The following is a 14442-nucleotide window of genomic DNA, read 5'->3' as shown; positions in this document are numbered from 1 at the left end:
CTACTTTTTTGAAATCACAATGCTGATGTTCAATTGTAAAACTATCCGTAAAAAAGACTTAAATCAATAGGTAAATTCCCTCAATAATAGAAAGAGCATTATGAGAGTACTTTATAAATGATTAATTTAGAGCAACTAACAAACATAATGTGAAATATTTATTTGTAAAATGCTTTTGTTGCTTGTGTATGCTATTTTCAGTTTTTGTTCATGCTGAGAATAGTGAGTTTGATGTATTAGTTTCTAAAGGAGATAGTTTAAAAAAAGTAAAACAATATCAAAAGGCACTGGATTATTATAAAAAAGCACTCTCAATTACAGAAAAGAGTAACAATAATGGAACTTCCGCGTTAATTCACAATAAGATAGGTGCTATTTATTATTTTTTAAAAAAGTATGAAACTGCAAAAATAGCATATAAAAAAACACTTCAACTTCATCCAATAAGTTATGCTTCAGCTAATGCTTATAGTGCGTTGGGGTTAGTTCATAGAAAGTTAAAAAATGGAGATAGTATTCTTCCCAATATTGAAAAGGGATTACAATTGTATGAGCGATTTCCGTATGAGAAAGAAACATTCAACTCATTTTTGAATGCTGGAATTATCTATAAAAACAAACAACACTACGACAAGGCAACCCAAAATTTACTCAAAGCTGCATCGGGATTTGAGGTTTTGAAAGATTATAAAAAGTTAGCTGCTACTAAAAATGCCATTGCTGAAATACAACGGGAATTAGGTAATATTGAAAAAGCTAGGGATTACTATACCGAAGCACTACAACTAAGAAAGCAACTAAAAGATACCGCTAGTATTGCCAAAAGTTTTAATAATCTCGGCAATTTTCACAAAGAAATCAATGATTTTGATAGTGCAATTAATTACTACAAAAAGGCGCTAAAACTTAAAAAAAGAACTTCAAAATCATATGGTATTACACTTCATAATATTGGAATTAGTTATTATAAAAAAGGAAATGTTACGCTAGCAAAAAAAACGTATTTGGAAGCTTTAGAAAATAAAAAACGCTTTAAAGATTCGCTTTCTATTGGATATACACATAATGAATTATTAGCGATTGCTCTGGATGAAAATAGATTACCTATCGCGAAAAAATATATTGCCGCAACACAATCTATATTTAATACTGGTAATGATAAAGTATTTCAATTGCGGAATTTAAAATTACAAACGCTGTATCATGTAAAGCTACAACAATATAAAAAAGCTTACGAAAAGCAGTTAATATATCAAGATATCTACACCAATTTATATGATGAGGAGCAAGCAGAACGCATCTTCAATGCACAAGAAAAATATGAAACCGAGCAAAAACAAAATGATATTTTAAAACTTTCTTTAAAAACAGTAAAACAAGAGAATACAATTCTAAATCAAACAAAAAAAATAAAAGAGAAAAATCTGTACATATTGATTTTTTTAATTCTATTTCTCGCATTTATTGGAACGTACTTCTTTTTAAGATTACGTCAAAAAGCACAAAAAAAGGAAGTAGCCTTACAAAATTTGAAAGCAATTTTTGATGGACAAGAAGTGATAAGAAAGCAGATAGGAAAAGACATTCATGACATCATCGCTTCAGGATTTGACGGACTTCGTCTCAAAGTACTTTCATTGGGAATGTATGATGTTAAAACAAAAAAAATAGCAAATCATATATCCGAAGAAATTATAGAGTTAAATCAACAAGTACGACTCATCTCTCATAGATTATCTCCTTTAGATGATAAAATAAAAAAATATAAACTCACGGAGATTATTAGAGCACGTTTATCAGAATTTCAATTGTTTGGTAATATCCATGTGACTTTGAAGACACCTTTCTCACAGGAACTAAATCAGATTTCTTTAGACGATCAAACCAATTTTTATGGAATCTTTTTGGAGTTACTGAATAATATTTCAAAACATTCTCAGGCTACAGAGGTCTGTATTGAAAATAAAATAATCAATCCCAAAACTTATCTCTTACAAGTACAAGACAACGGAATTGGAATACAAGAAAAAAGCGTTGAAGGTATTGGTATTTTAAATATGAAACAGCGTATAAAATTATTGCAAGGAACGATTTCTTTTCAATCTACAGAGAAAGGATTGACTACTGAAATACAATTTCCATTAAACTACACACAAAATATGCTATGAAATCAAAAATAAATGTATTAATAGTAGACGATTCTATCATGTTTGCTGAGGGTTTACAAATGCTTCTAACACAACACAAGCGCATAGAAAACATCACTTTAAAACATACATACGAGTTAACCATGCAGTATTTACAATCGAATGCTGTTGACATCGTTTTGTTAGATTTAAACTTTGACACCGTAAAATATGATGGCTTTGTAATCGCCAAAAAAATAAAAAAATTATATCCAAAAATAAAAATCATGGTACTTACACAATATGCACAAATTGATCATTATGAAACACTATTTGATGAATGTAATGTGGATGCGTATTTGGATAAACAATTGAGTATAGAGGAAACATTTATTGCTATTGATAAAGTGTTAAAACATGAAAAATATATTGATGCTAATATTTCCAAAATGCTAACTATTGGACGATGGATGGACATTTCTCCTAGAGAAAAAGATGTTATTCAATTATTGGCGGAAGGACTCACACAAAAAGAAATTGGAGTAAAATTATTTATAGCTGCGCGAACAGTTGAAAATCATATCAGGAATTTATGTAAGCGACATGAAGTGAAAAATTCAGTAGAGCTTATTACCAAATATATTCGTTATAAAAGTGCCACTCGTGAGAATATAGATGATACTACGGCACCTTTTAAGAAATAATCATGCGAGCATACCTTAAAAGTACGCTCGCATTAAATGAATTATTTTGATGGTTCAAGTTCATCGTCTTCTTCTTCTGTTTGAGGATCTACTTGCGCTTGTAAAGTATCATCCGCAGAAGTTTCACAATCCAACGCTTCTGGAGTACAAGAAATACTACTTGTAAACCATATTGTAATAAGTATATAAAATATAAATGTTCTCATTGTTTCTTTTTTTAATTATTGAATGTGCGCTGTCAGTTTTAAAAATTGACATGCTTTAGAGTTAGGAGTACTCCTTAGTTGGGAAATGGAAATCAAAATGTGATGAAGTACGGAGTTCCCAATTTCTATACGTCAAACACAAAGTGATTTCCGAAGCATACAAACTGTACAAGCAGTGTTAGCTATACACCACGATTTCTATGCTTGGTACAAATGAACAATGAGAAGTGTAGAAATGTGTAGACAAGACATCGACAACTTTTGGACAAGTTGTAGACACCAATAAGGACAAAGGATTACAGCTATTTTAAATCTATAGAAAACAATTAAAATTTGAACAATACATGAGTTTTTCAGAAGAAAATATTAAAAAAATAGTGGAAGAAGTTTATCTAAAAGCAGAACAGAATTGTTTAAGAGATAACAAAACTAGATTTGCTAAACACGTTCATGAAGTTCTAGATGAAAAATACAATGAGCAACTAAGTGTTAAGACTATTTCAAGAATGTTTGATAAATATATCTACCAAAAAGAAGAAGTTTCTACACCTGGAATTGTAACTGTAGATTTATTATGTATGTATTTAGGATATGAAAATTATCAAGATTATTTAAATACAAACTCTTCTGTGATTTCTAAAAATGAAGATGAGTTACCGCAGAAAAATAGGCGAACAAGGAAAATGATTTATATCATTTTTGGAATCTTTTTTTTTACATCAGGAATCACTATTGTATGGAATAATTACAATATTAACTACAATAACAATGAAACAGGAATTGACACTACAAAAAATGTAACATCAGAAATAAAAAAAGATAGTTCTAAGTTGACTGAGCAAGTAAAAAAACAGGAAGAAAAAATAATTGAACAATCAGTGAAATTAGGAATTTTTCACAATGGTAGTTTAGACTTAAACATAACTAGAAAATTACAAGAAAACCTCTTTAAAAATTACAAGATTACATTCATACAGCTTTCAAATATAAATGCAGTTACATTACAAAAGTTGCAACAGGGAGATATCAATAGTATCAAAAATAAAAGCTCACATTATTATTGTATTGGTACGGTTTCCTATAACTTTAGACAGGCAGAAACAAATACGCAACTCATAATATGTGAGCTTCAATTACAGTATACTACGTATGATAACGAAGGAAACTTTCTTTCAAAACTTTCAAATACACAAAATATACGTGCTCATGGGTTTACCAAGAAAGAAGCGCAAGCGAATACCATTCTTAAACTCTAACGTTGATTATTTTATCGTGTAAGTCTTCGATTTACAAGTTTCTACTTTGAGTTCGCCGAAATCTTTTAGGTATTTTCTATATCTATCATTGGTAAGATAACGTACATTTCCTCTGATTTCCTTATTAAATTTAGTCCAAGTAGCTATAAAAAACTGAGACTCTATACTTTTGAGTCCGTATACACACTTAGTTTCCTTAGGTTGTAAAAAAAAGTTTTTAATTGTAGGATTGAACGTATTTTTTGAAATATGACACTTTACAACTACTATCACTTTTTTATTTGTAGAATTATAAAAACACAGATCGCCAAATTTCCCTTCTCTACATTTTGGATCTACAGTTTCAGGATTGTTAACCGATTCACCCGAAGCTAACGGTCTGTTAAAGCCTTTATTTTTTGTATTGCTTCCATTGACATTAACACCAAGATAAGATGCTACATCTTCATTGATGGCTAATTTTGAAATGGCTGCTGCAAATTGTAAAGCTGTTTCGGTGTCTAGTACTTTTACACGGACTTTTATATTTTTGTCCAAAACGCTATAAGTTCCTGTAATAACAGCATCTACCGCAATAATTTTTCCCAGTTTTTTGGCTGTTGCATCATCTATATATCCTTCTGAGTTGAGTTTGTGTTCTTTTAAAAGCGTGTCCAAGTGATTGCGATCTATCACTTCAAATTGCTCTCCTGCATTGGTAATATAAATTGAAAAGTCTTCGGTAATATAATTCCCTAAAGAAGTCCGTTCCCCATTTTCGGTAACAAATCCCCAAACAGCAATTTTCTTTTTTTCTTTTCCATTTAATTTAGCAGCAATGGTTTCTGCTAATTTCTTGAGTTCTATGTCAAAATCTTGTGCATATAAGTTTGAAAAATTACAAATAATAAAAATGAAGTTTAAGAGCATAATACGTTTCATAGAGATTATAATTTATGGTTTACTTTATGAAAGTACTAAGAAGTAGCCATAAGAATTTGATTTCTTTTTAAAATTAGGGGAATTTACTTACTATACTCTTGTAAATATTGTAAGTAATCTAACTTTTAGATTTTTTTAAAATTCAAATATTTATAAAAATCCGTCCGCCCGGGTATAAAAACAAAAAACCTGTAATGCTTTAAATTACAGGTTTTTGCAATTTTTGTGACCCCGGCAGGATTCAAACCTGCAACCGCTGGAGCCGAAATCCAGTGCGCTATTCAGTTGCGCCACGAGGCCAAGTGAATTCCCGCGAAATCGGGAATCCTATTATGTTAATTCGATAATTTTGCCTTTACAATGGTAGAAATGGTTTTTCCATCTGCTTGTCCTGCCAATTCTTTGGAAACGATTCCCATTACTTTTCCCATGTCTTTCATGCCTGAAGCACCAATGTCGTCAATAGTCATGACAACTACTTTTTCTATTTCTTCTTCACTCAACGCTTCTGGTAAAAATTGACTGATGACTTCTGCTTGATCGATCTCAGGAAGCGCCAAATCTTTTCTGTCTTGTTCTAAATAAATGGCAGCACTATCTTTACGTTGCTTTACCAATTTTTGCAAAATCTTAATTTCATCTGCTTCCGTCAACTCCTCACCTGATCCACTCGTTTTTGCTAACAAAAGTTCAGATTTTACCGCACGTAATGCCGCCAAAGCCGTTTGGTCTTTTGCTTTCATTGCCGTTTTCATTGCCGTCATTATATCTTGTTGTAATCCCATGGTCTTTATTTTTTGAATACGCGAAGATAAAAAATTAAACCCGAAAATCGAACAGCAATTTCCGGGTTTAAAAAAACATATATAATAGTACTAAATCAAATTAGTCAACGTTATCGTGCAAAAAAGAATTATTGTTTCTCAGTTGCATATCATCATTGCTATCCGTACCTAAACTGGTTCGGGAAGCTTTATTGTCTGTCGCTTTAGCATCATTGAGCTCAATTCCTGCTCTTTTATAAGCAGGTTGCTTCTCAATTTCTTCAATACGATTGACATTATTGTTATTGAATTTATAATTAAACTCTTTTAACTTTCGCTTTCGTTCGTCCGTTCTGCTTTTTAAACTCTCTTCAATTGTACAATTCACTGGATCAACAGTATCTGTAGTTGGAGTTTCATCCGCTGGACTTTCCACAGTTTTCTTTTCAAAAACTATACCATCTTCGGCTGCTTGCGCACTATTTTTTTCAGAAGTGGATTCTTCGTCCATATAGTCGTCCAAACTGTAACGCGTAACACCTTTGTCATGCACTTCTGTCACAGGAATCACTTCCACATGATCATTCACTTCAATAGAACTTACATCTTCCGACAAATCGAATCGTGTAATATTTTCCTCTTGCATCTGCGTTTCTTCCTTTGCAGGATTTGCTAATGGCATGTCAAAAGTAAAAGAAATTTGGTTCTCTTCATCTTCTTTTGGTTGAGCTACCACAAATTCCGGATCATTTACCTCAATGTCTTTAATTTCATCCGATATATTCGTAATAATGAATTCGTCTTGAATATTTGTCGCCTTTACTTCTTCATAAATGACAGACATGTTTTTGATGATTTCCGTCGTCGGAATTAAATTGAATTCCACAGTATCATCCACCAAGGTATGACGAATTACTTTTTTCGCTTCTGGTTTTAGATCTTCTGAAGGTTTTTGAGGAATAGTTGGAGTAACTACAGCTGTCGATTTTGGTGTTAAATCTTGTACGGCTGGTTGTTCATCTTCTAACGTGTGAATTACTTTTTTTGATTCTGTATTCACGATTTCATCCTGCTGATCTACATCAAAACCCGTGGCGATAATCGTTACCGAAATTGCATCTTCCAAGGTTTCATCTTCTCCAACTCCCATAATGATATTGGCGCTTCCACCAGCTTCATTTTGAATATGATCGTTGATTTCACCGATTTCATCAATCGTGATTTCTTCAGAACCAGAAACGATAAGCAACAGTACGTTTTTAGCTCCTGAAATTTTATTGTCATTCAATAATGGAGAATCTAAGGCTTTCATAATGGCTTCGCTCGCTCTGTTTGCACCAGAAGCATTCGAAGATCCCATGATGGCGGTTCCACTATTAGATAACACCGTTTTTGCATCGCGCAAGTCAATATTTTGCGTGTAGTGATGCGTAATAACTTCTGCAATTCCTCTTGAAGCTGTCGATAAAACTTCATCTGCTTTGGAGAATCCTGCCTTAAAACCTAAGTTTCCGTATACTTCTCGTAGTTTATCGTTATTGATCACAATGAGCGAATCTACATGCGAACGTAATTTTTCCACACCAACACGCGCTTGTGTATTTCGCATTCTTCCTTCAAACTTAAAAGGAATCGTTACAATACCAACGGTTAATATGTCTCTGTCTTTGGCTAATTTTGCAATGACTGGCGCCGCTCCGGTTCCAGTTCCACCGCCCATTCCTGCCGTAATGAATACCATTTTCGTATTCGTATCGAGCATTGTACCAATATCATCAATACTTTCTAAAGCCGCTTTTTCACCAACGTCTGGGTTGGCTCCTGCGCCCAATCCTTCCGTCAACGAAACTCCTAATTGTATTTTATTAGGCACGGGACTGTTTTGTAGTGCTTGTGAATCTGTATTACAAATCACAAAGTCTACACCTTTTATTCCTTGCTGGAACATGTGGTTGATAGCGTTACTTCCACCGCCACCTACACCGATCACTTTAATTACATTTGATTGATTTTTTGGTAAATCAAATGAAATGTTTCCGAATTCTGTGTTGCTACTCATAATTCTTAAAACTGTTTTTTTATTATTCTGCGTTATCTAAAAAATCTTTCAACTTATCGGCCCATTTTTCAAAGATCGACTTGCGTTCTTTTTTGGGTTCCGATGGTTTTGGAGCACTGGTATTGGTTGTTTCTGTGTTGTCTTCGGTAGCTGATTCAGCTTTTGAAATTGTTTCTGTAGGTGATTCCACAACTTCTTCCTCAACAACAAATTTTGATTGGTTTTCAATAGCATTCATTACTAATCCGACAGCGGTTGCATATAGCGGACTCGCCATATCTGGGTCTGAATCGCCTGCCAGATGTTCGTTTGGATACCCGATTCGCGTATCCATTCCCGTAATGTATTCGACCAATTGCTTTAAGTGATTCAACTGACTTCCGCCACCTGTTAACACAATGCCTGCAATTAGCTTTTTCTTTTGTTCTTCATGTCCGTAATTCTTAATTTCTAAGTACGCTTGTTCTACGATTTCAACAACACGTGCATGAATTATTTTAGAGAGATTTTTTAACGTAATCTCTTTGGGTTCTCTTCCGCGTAATCCAGGAATGGACACAATTTCGTTGTCCTTATTTTCTCCTGGCCAAGCCGATCCAAATTTTATTTTGAGCAATTCTGCTTGTTTTTCTATAATGGAGCAACCTTCTTTTATATCTTCTGTGATGACATTTCCTCCAAATGGAATGACTGCCGTATGGCGAATGATTCCGTCTTTAAAAATCGCCAAATCTGTGGTTCCACCTCCAATATCAATCAATGCAACGCCAGCTTCTTTTTCTTCCTGACTCAACACGGCGTTGGCAGAAGCTAACGGTTCTAGTGTGATATTTGCCAAATCTAAACCAGAGCTTTTTACACAACGACCAATGTTACGAATAGAAGAAACTTGTCCCACAACTACGTGAAAATTTGCTTCTAAGCGTCCGCCGTACATTCCGATGGGTTCTTTAATTTCAGCTTGCCCATCTACTTTGTATTCTTGCGGAAGCACATGAATAATTTCTTCCCCAGGCAACATCACTAATTTGTATACTTGGTTGATCAATAAGTCAATATCTGCTTCATTAATCACTTCATCGGCATTGTTTCGCGTTATGTAATCGCTGTGTTGCAAACTGCGAATGTGTTGCCCTGCGATTCCCACTACAACTTCCGTTATTTTATAATCACCAGAATCACTTTCCGCGCCTTGCACAGCTTGCTGTATGGATTGAATGGTTTGTGTAATATTATTTACGACACCACGATGCACACCGAGACTCTTGGATTTTCCTACTCCAAGAATTTCGAGCTTCCCGTATTCATTTTCTCGCCCAATCATTGCCACAATTTTTGTGGTTCCTATGTCTAATCCTACTGCGATGTTATTGTTTTCCATGACTTATTTTTTGGTGCACACTACTTGATTGGTAAATTTTAAATCAACTTTTGCATAATCATTCAACGTTTTATCTTTGGTTGCCTTTTTGTAAAACGCTTTCAAATTATTCACCTTCTTCTCTATATTTTTTATGTTGCCAAACTGCACGACAAAATCATTCGTTCTTAACTTCAGATTGAATGTTTTGTTATCGTTTTGTATGATGGAGATCACATTCTTTTTTAAGAAGTCATCTTCCGCAATATAGTTGGCAAGCACGTATATGTTTTTTAACTCTTTTTTATTCACTTTCCCTTCCACAAATGGAACACGAGCAGCAGAAACTGTAGACAAAGGCATAGCTTTCCCTTCAGAATCGATATAATAAGAGTTTTTTGTTGCGATACGAGCTATCGGTGTTCGCTGTTTAATTTTAGCACCAAGAGTCCCATTTACAGACAGATACACTTCTGCATCTTGAATCATTTCATTCGCGCGTAAACGTTCCTCTAGAACATCCAAATCTAGTTGTTCTTTTCGTATGTTCGTAACACTATCCTTATTTTGTATTAACAATTTATTAACCATCGCTCTGGTGATGAAATCTTGCTCTCTTTCCAGAAATTTTACGTCCGGATTTTCAATGACACGCGCGGCATTTCTATGCGCCGAAAAGGCATATAGAAAGATCACTATTGCAATCATGATGATTCCTTTGATAAGATTCCAATTAACTTTCAACGGTCAATATATTTTTAATTTTTTCTACTTCTGCTCCTATATCGCCTGCGCCAACAGTTAACAACACATCTGTGTCAATATTGGCAACATGATCGATTAAATGTTCTTTGGCAATCAATTGTTTTTGATCGTTTTTTATTTTTCCCAATAACCAATTAGAGGTAATTCCTGCTATTGGTATTTCCCTTGCGGGATAAATCTCTAAGAGAATAACTGCATCAAACTGCGCTAAACTTTCCGCAAATTCATCGGCAAAATCACGCGTTCTGCTAAAAAGATGCGGTTGAAATATCGCCGTTACTTTTTTTCCTGGATACATCTCACGAACCGCTTGATGTAAGGCGTTGAGTTCCGTCGGATGATGCGCATAATCGTCAATAAAAACAAAATCTTCTGTTTTTATTTGATACGAAAATCTACGTTTTACTCCTAAAAATGTACCCAAAGCTTTGGCGAGGCGGTCGGTTGGGGTTCCTATGATATCCGCCATCGCGAAAGCTACTAGACCGTTTAACAGATTGTGTCGTCCGGGTAAATGAAATTGCACGTCTTCAATGATTTTTTTGGGCGTTACAATATCAAACACATACGCTCCATATTGTATGTGTATGTTTTTAATGTGATAGTTCGATGTTTCTTTGAATCCATACGTGATTCCATCTAACGTAATATCTTCCTGCACAAATAATTTTCCGCTTGGCTTGATGCATTTGGTGAATTCCACAAACGAATCCAATAACGCTTCTTTTTCACCATAAATGTCCAAATGATCCGCATCCGTGGATGTGATGCAAGCGATATCTGGCGAAAGTTGTAAAAACGATCGATCGAATTCATCTGCTTCTACCACCGTAATTTCGTTTCCTTTTAGAATTAGGTTGGAGTTGTAATTTTCTGCAATTCCACCTAAAAAAGCCGTAACATCTGCTCCTGATTCTGCTAATAAATGTCCCAAAATGCTAGATGTGGTGGTTTTTCCATGCGTTCCTGCCACGCCCAAACAAAAGGTATCTTTCGTGATCAGTCCCAAAACTTCCGCTCTTTTGTATATAGCAAAATCGTACTCACGGAAATAGGTCAATTCTGTATGTGAATTTGGAACTGCTGGTGTGTAAATGATAATCGTGTTTTCTTTGTTGAGATATACTCTTGGAATTTCAGAAACATCATCTTTGGTAGATACTTGAATATCCAAGGCTTCCAAACCGTCCGTGATGTCGGTTTTTACACGATCGTATCCCGCTACGTTTTTGTTGTTGAATTTGAAATAGCGTGCCAACGCAGACATGCCGATGCCGCCGATGCCTACAAAATAAACGTTATGTATGTTTTTTAAGTTCACGCTTTAATTTTTCAATAATTTTTCTACTTCATCAACAATTCTTTGTGTTGCGTCTGGTAATGCTAATTCCTTTATTTTTTGACCTAATTCAGTTTGTTTTTGTTCTGACTGAATCAACGCTGTAAATTCTTTTTCAAACTTTTCGTCTAGTTCACGTTCACGAATTAAAATTCCCGCTTCTTTTTCTGTGATTGCCAATGCATTTTTAGTTTGATGATCTTCAGCTACATTTGGCGACGGAATGAAAATCACAGGTTTTCCTACGATGCATAATTCTGATACTGAACTTGCGCCAGCTCTAGAAATGACAACATCTGCCGCAGCGTACGCCAAATCCATTTTATTGACAAATTGATGCACTTGCACATGTTCCAATGCGTCGTATTTTTTATACTGATCGTAATAGAACTTTCCGCATTGCCAAATTAGTTGTACGTTTTGTGCTTTGAAGAAGTCTAGCTCAGCTTCTATGAGTTGATTGATTCTCCGTGCGCCCAAACTTCCGCCAATAATCAAAACAGTTTTTGTGTTTTCTTTTAATTGAAAAAACGTTATTGCTTCTGCTCTTTTACTAGTGATTTCTAATAAATCTTGTCGTACAGGATTTCCTGTTTTTATAATTTTTCCGTTTGGGAAGAAACGTTCCATGTCATCATACGCCACACAAATTTTCTGTACTTGCTTCGCTAACCATTTGTTTGTTTTTCCTGCATAGGAATTCTGTTCTTGAATTAACGCAGGCACTTTTTTCCCAGAAGCTACTTTTAATAATGGTCCACTTGCAAATCCGCCTGTACCAATAACTACATCTGGCTTGAATTTTTTGACAATTTTTCGCGATTTCCACAAACTACTGATGAGTTTGAACGGAAACATCATGTTTTTTAATGTCAATTTTCGTTGCAATCCTGAAATCCACAAACCTTCAATCTTGTAACCCGCTTGTGGTACTTTTTCCATTTCCATTCGGTCTTTCGCTCCTACAAATAGGAATTCGGATTCGGGATAGCGTTTTTTTAATTCGTTCGCAATCGCAATCGCAGGATAGATATGTCCTCCTGTTCCGCCACCTGATAGGATTATTTTGTAGGATTGCTTGTTCATTTTCGATTTACGATTTTTGATTTACGATTTGTGACTTTTTGCTGTCTTTTCGCTAATTATATTTTGTCTTTTTATTTCTACTTACTCTTGCGCTATTTATAAAAACTATTCTTTATGATTATTTATTATTTGCGACTTTTTATTGTCTTTATTGACGAAATTATGATTGATAAAATTTCATTAGCTTCTTTGTGCAAACGATTTATTTCATTTTTTCTTTATCTGTTATCTCAGAAAATAATTCCAAAAAATACATGCTCTCGTCTGCTTCTTCTTCTACGATTTTTAATTTATATATAAAGTCAGCTTTTGATTTAGCTCTACAATTAGCTCCAACTGATGATGAACATCGTATCAATTGATTACAATACGCATTATACTCTCTTGAGATTGGAAATTTAGAACACAGTTTCCAACAATCTGAAGCAAACCTTTTAGTTCTATTTTTCAAAATCTCTTTCATATTTCAAATCAAAAATCGTAAATCAACAATCTAAAATCAAAGTGCTTCACTCAACACCGCCAACGGATTTTCGTCTTTTTCTTTTTGTTCTAAAATTTCTTCTCGTTTTTTACTGACACTTAATACAATTCCTATCGCTAAACAGGTCATCCATATAGACGTTCCTCCACTACTGATTAATGGTAAGGTTTGTCCTGTGACTGGAAATAATTCGACCGCAACTGCCATGTTGATTAATGCTTGAAACACGATGGGCAATCCGACACCGATGGCGAGTAATTTTCCAAAGATCGTATCTGCCTTGTGCGCCACAATGACAATCCGAAATAGCAATAGTAAATACAGAAATAGCAACGACAAACCGCCCACTAAACCGTATTCTTCTACGATGATCGCGTAAATAAAGTCCGATGAACTTTGCGGCAATAGGTTCTTCATTACACTTTTCCCTGCGCCTACACCTACAATTCCGCCACTAGCAATCGCGATTTTTGCTCTTTCGATTTGATAGTTTCCTTTGTTTTTCTTTTTTTCTTCTTCATCTGGATTCCAATAGTTGGACACACGATTTTCCCAGGTTTGTATTTTTACTTGAATCGGTCCTGGAATCGCTCTTCCAATCGTAATAAACAAAGCCAATCCCACAATTCCAGATCCTACTACGAGTAAGAGATATTTCCACGGATAACCGCCCAAAAAACACAACATTAATACCATGGAAAAGATGATCGCAGTCGTGGAAAAGTTTGCTGGTAATATCAATCCGACGACTAGAAACACAGGCACCCAAAGAGGTAAAATGGTTTCTTTGAACGTAACGACTTTGTTTTCAATTTTCGACAGATATCGTGCCACATACATCATCAATATTACACTTGCCAAGGTGGACGTTTGAAATTTGAGTCCCACAAACGGAATGCGCATCCAACGACTCGCATTGGCGCCACCAATGGTGTTTCCTTGGGCTAACGTATAGATTAGAAAGAACAATACAATGGGCAACATAATGAGCGACAAACCTTTGAAATAGTGATACGGCATTCGATGCACACCGTATATGATAGCAAATCCTAAGAATAAATGCGAAGCGTGTTTTACTAAGAATTTTAGGGTATTTCCATCTCCGTATAAGTACGCCAAATTACTGCTGGCGCTGTATACAGGTAAAAACGAGAATAGCGCTAGTAAGGCAACTACTGCCCAAAGCGCTCTATCTCCTTTTATGTTTTTAAAGATGGTGTTCATTAATTGTTGTTTGTTGTTTGTTGTTTGTTGTTTGTTGTTTGTTGTTTGTTGTTTGTTGTTTGTTGTTTGTTAAACGTATTTTTTCAATTTAAAATTCAAAATTTACTATTAACTATTCTAACTTCGTTATTCGTTATTCGTCATTTAC

Annotated in this window: 13 protein-coding genes and 1 tRNA gene; 3 read left to right on the top strand and 11 right to left on the bottom strand. The window is 34.7% G+C overall.

The genetic code is table 11. The features are described 5' to 3' along the window. Positions 1-149 precede the first annotated feature (149 nt). Together KORDIASMS9_RS09900 and KORDIASMS9_RS09895 are read left to right on the top strand one after the other, a co-directional pair. Entirely contained in the window at positions 150-2168 is a 2019-nt protein-coding gene (locus tag KORDIASMS9_RS09900) for a tetratricopeptide repeat-containing sensor histidine kinase (protein ID WP_162819861.1), read from the top strand. After that, positions 2165-2830 carry a LuxR C-terminal-related transcriptional regulator gene (locus KORDIASMS9_RS09895; protein ID WP_114902691.1) on the top strand — a complete coding sequence of 222 codons (666 nt, stop codon included), beginning with the start codon at positions 2165-2167 and terminating at the stop codon, positions 2828-2830. Before KORDIASMS9_RS09900 ends, KORDIASMS9_RS09895 begins: the two co-directional genes overlap by 4 nt. Before the next feature lie 41 nt (positions 2831-2871). Here the strand turns inward: KORDIASMS9_RS09895 and KORDIASMS9_RS23195 are convergent, their stop codons facing one another. Next, positions 2872-3036: a hypothetical protein gene (locus KORDIASMS9_RS23195; protein WP_162819860.1), complete on the bottom strand. Its 165-nt coding sequence runs from the start codon at positions 3034-3036 to the stop codon at positions 2872-2874. Between the two features lie 344 nt (positions 3037-3380). Here KORDIASMS9_RS23195 and KORDIASMS9_RS09890 point away from each other — a divergent pair, with 344 nt between their 5' ends. Next, positions 3381-4292 carry a hypothetical protein gene (locus KORDIASMS9_RS09890; protein WP_114902690.1) on the top strand — a complete coding sequence of 304 codons (912 nt, stop codon included), beginning with the start codon at positions 3381-3383 and terminating at the stop codon, positions 4290-4292. 6 nt (positions 4293-4298) lie between these two features. Here the strand turns inward: KORDIASMS9_RS09890 and KORDIASMS9_RS09885 are convergent, their stop codons facing one another. The 10 genes from KORDIASMS9_RS09885 to KORDIASMS9_RS09840 form a co-directional block, all read right to left on the bottom strand. Then, a complete protein-coding gene (locus KORDIASMS9_RS09885) occupies positions 4299-5213 on the bottom strand; it encodes a FlgO family outer membrane protein (RefSeq protein WP_114902689.1) in 915 nt (304 codons plus the stop codon). 226 nt (positions 5214-5439) lie between these two features. Next, positions 5440-5513 (bottom strand) — tRNA-Arg (locus KORDIASMS9_RS09880). 35 nt (positions 5514-5548) lie between these two features. After that, complete coding sequence (locus KORDIASMS9_RS09875; protein WP_114902688.1) at positions 5549-5998, bottom strand: GatB/YqeY domain-containing protein; 450 nt, start codon at positions 5996-5998, stop codon at positions 5549-5551. Between the two features lie 100 nt (positions 5999-6098). Further along, positions 6099-8036, bottom strand: coding sequence for a cell division protein FtsZ (ftsZ, locus tag KORDIASMS9_RS09870; RefSeq protein ID WP_114902687.1), 1938 nt, complete (start codon positions 8034-8036; stop codon positions 6099-6101). A gap of 22 nt (positions 8037-8058) precedes the next feature. Then, on the bottom strand, positions 8059-9417 hold the full coding sequence (ftsA, locus tag KORDIASMS9_RS09865; RefSeq protein ID WP_114902686.1) for a cell division protein FtsA: 1359 nt from the start codon (positions 9415-9417) through the stop codon (positions 8059-8061). Positions 9418-9420: 3 nt separating this feature from the next. Next, positions 9421-10104 (bottom strand): cell division protein FtsQ/DivIB, encoded by a 684-nt coding sequence (locus KORDIASMS9_RS09860; RefSeq protein ID WP_371412762.1) that lies wholly within the window; start codon positions 10102-10104, stop codon positions 9421-9423. 25 nt (positions 10105-10129) lie between these two features. Further along, positions 10130-11482, bottom strand: coding sequence for a UDP-N-acetylmuramate--L-alanine ligase (gene murC, locus KORDIASMS9_RS09855; RefSeq protein ID WP_114902684.1), 1353 nt, complete (start codon positions 11480-11482; stop codon positions 10130-10132). A gap of 3 nt (positions 11483-11485) precedes the next feature. Further along, positions 11486-12586 carry an undecaprenyldiphospho-muramoylpentapeptide beta-N-acetylglucosaminyltransferase gene (murG, locus tag KORDIASMS9_RS09850; protein WP_114902683.1) on the bottom strand — a complete coding sequence of 367 codons (1101 nt, stop codon included), beginning with the start codon at positions 12584-12586 and terminating at the stop codon, positions 11486-11488. Positions 12587-12788: 202 nt separating this feature from the next. Further along, positions 12789-13049, bottom strand: a complete 261-nt coding sequence (locus KORDIASMS9_RS09845) for a four helix bundle protein (protein WP_240321165.1) — start codon at positions 13047-13049, stop codon at positions 12789-12791. Between the two features lie 36 nt (positions 13050-13085). After that, positions 13086-14294, bottom strand: a complete 1209-nt coding sequence (locus tag KORDIASMS9_RS09840) for an FtsW/RodA/SpoVE family cell cycle protein (protein WP_114902682.1) — start codon at positions 14292-14294, stop codon at positions 13086-13088. Positions 14295-14442: the final 148 nt, after the last annotated feature.

Origin of the sequence: Kordia sp. SMS9 (genome assembly GCF_003352465.1) — a bacterium.
In the GTDB taxonomy this organism is placed as follows: Bacteria; Bacteroidota; Bacteroidia; order Flavobacteriales; family Flavobacteriaceae; genus Kordia.
This window is presented reverse-complemented; position numbering and strand designations above follow the sequence as displayed.

Excerpts from the sequence above, each read along its gene's own strand:
- KORDIASMS9_RS09895 (WP_114902691.1), top strand. The coding sequence starts at position 2,165 with ATGAAATCAAAAATAAATGTATTAATAGTAGACGATTCTATCATGTTT.
- ftsZ (WP_114902687.1), bottom strand. The coding sequence starts at position 8,036 with ATGAGTAGCAACACAGAATTCGGAAACATTTCATTTGATTTACCAAAA.
- KORDIASMS9_RS23195 (WP_162819860.1), bottom strand. The coding sequence starts at position 3,036 with ATGAGAACATTTATATTTTATATACTTATTACAATATGGTTTACAAGT.
- KORDIASMS9_RS09840 (WP_114902682.1), bottom strand. The coding sequence starts at position 14,294 with ATGAACACCATCTTTAAAAACATAAAAGGAGATAGAGCGCTTTGGGCA.
- KORDIASMS9_RS09885 (WP_114902689.1), bottom strand. The coding sequence starts at position 5,213 with ATGAAACGTATTATGCTCTTAAACTTCATTTTTATTATTTGTAATTTT.
- murG (WP_114902683.1), bottom strand. The coding sequence starts at position 12,586 with ATGAACAAGCAATCCTACAAAATAATCCTATCAGGTGGCGGAACAGGA.
- KORDIASMS9_RS09875 (WP_114902688.1), bottom strand. The coding sequence starts at position 5,998 with ATGGGATTACAACAAGATATAATGACGGCAATGAAAACGGCAATGAAA.
- KORDIASMS9_RS09845 (WP_240321165.1), bottom strand. The coding sequence starts at position 13,049 with ATGAAAGAGATTTTGAAAAATAGAACTAAAAGGTTTGCTTCAGATTGT.
- ftsA (WP_114902686.1), bottom strand. The coding sequence starts at position 9,417 with ATGGAAAACAATAACATCGCAGTAGGATTAGACATAGGAACCACAAAA.
- KORDIASMS9_RS09860 (WP_371412762.1), bottom strand. The coding sequence starts at position 10,104 with ATGATTGCAATAGTGATCTTTCTATATGCCTTTTCGGCGCATAGAAAT.
- KORDIASMS9_RS09890 (WP_114902690.1), top strand. The coding sequence starts at position 3,381 with ATGAGTTTTTCAGAAGAAAATATTAAAAAAATAGTGGAAGAAGTTTAT.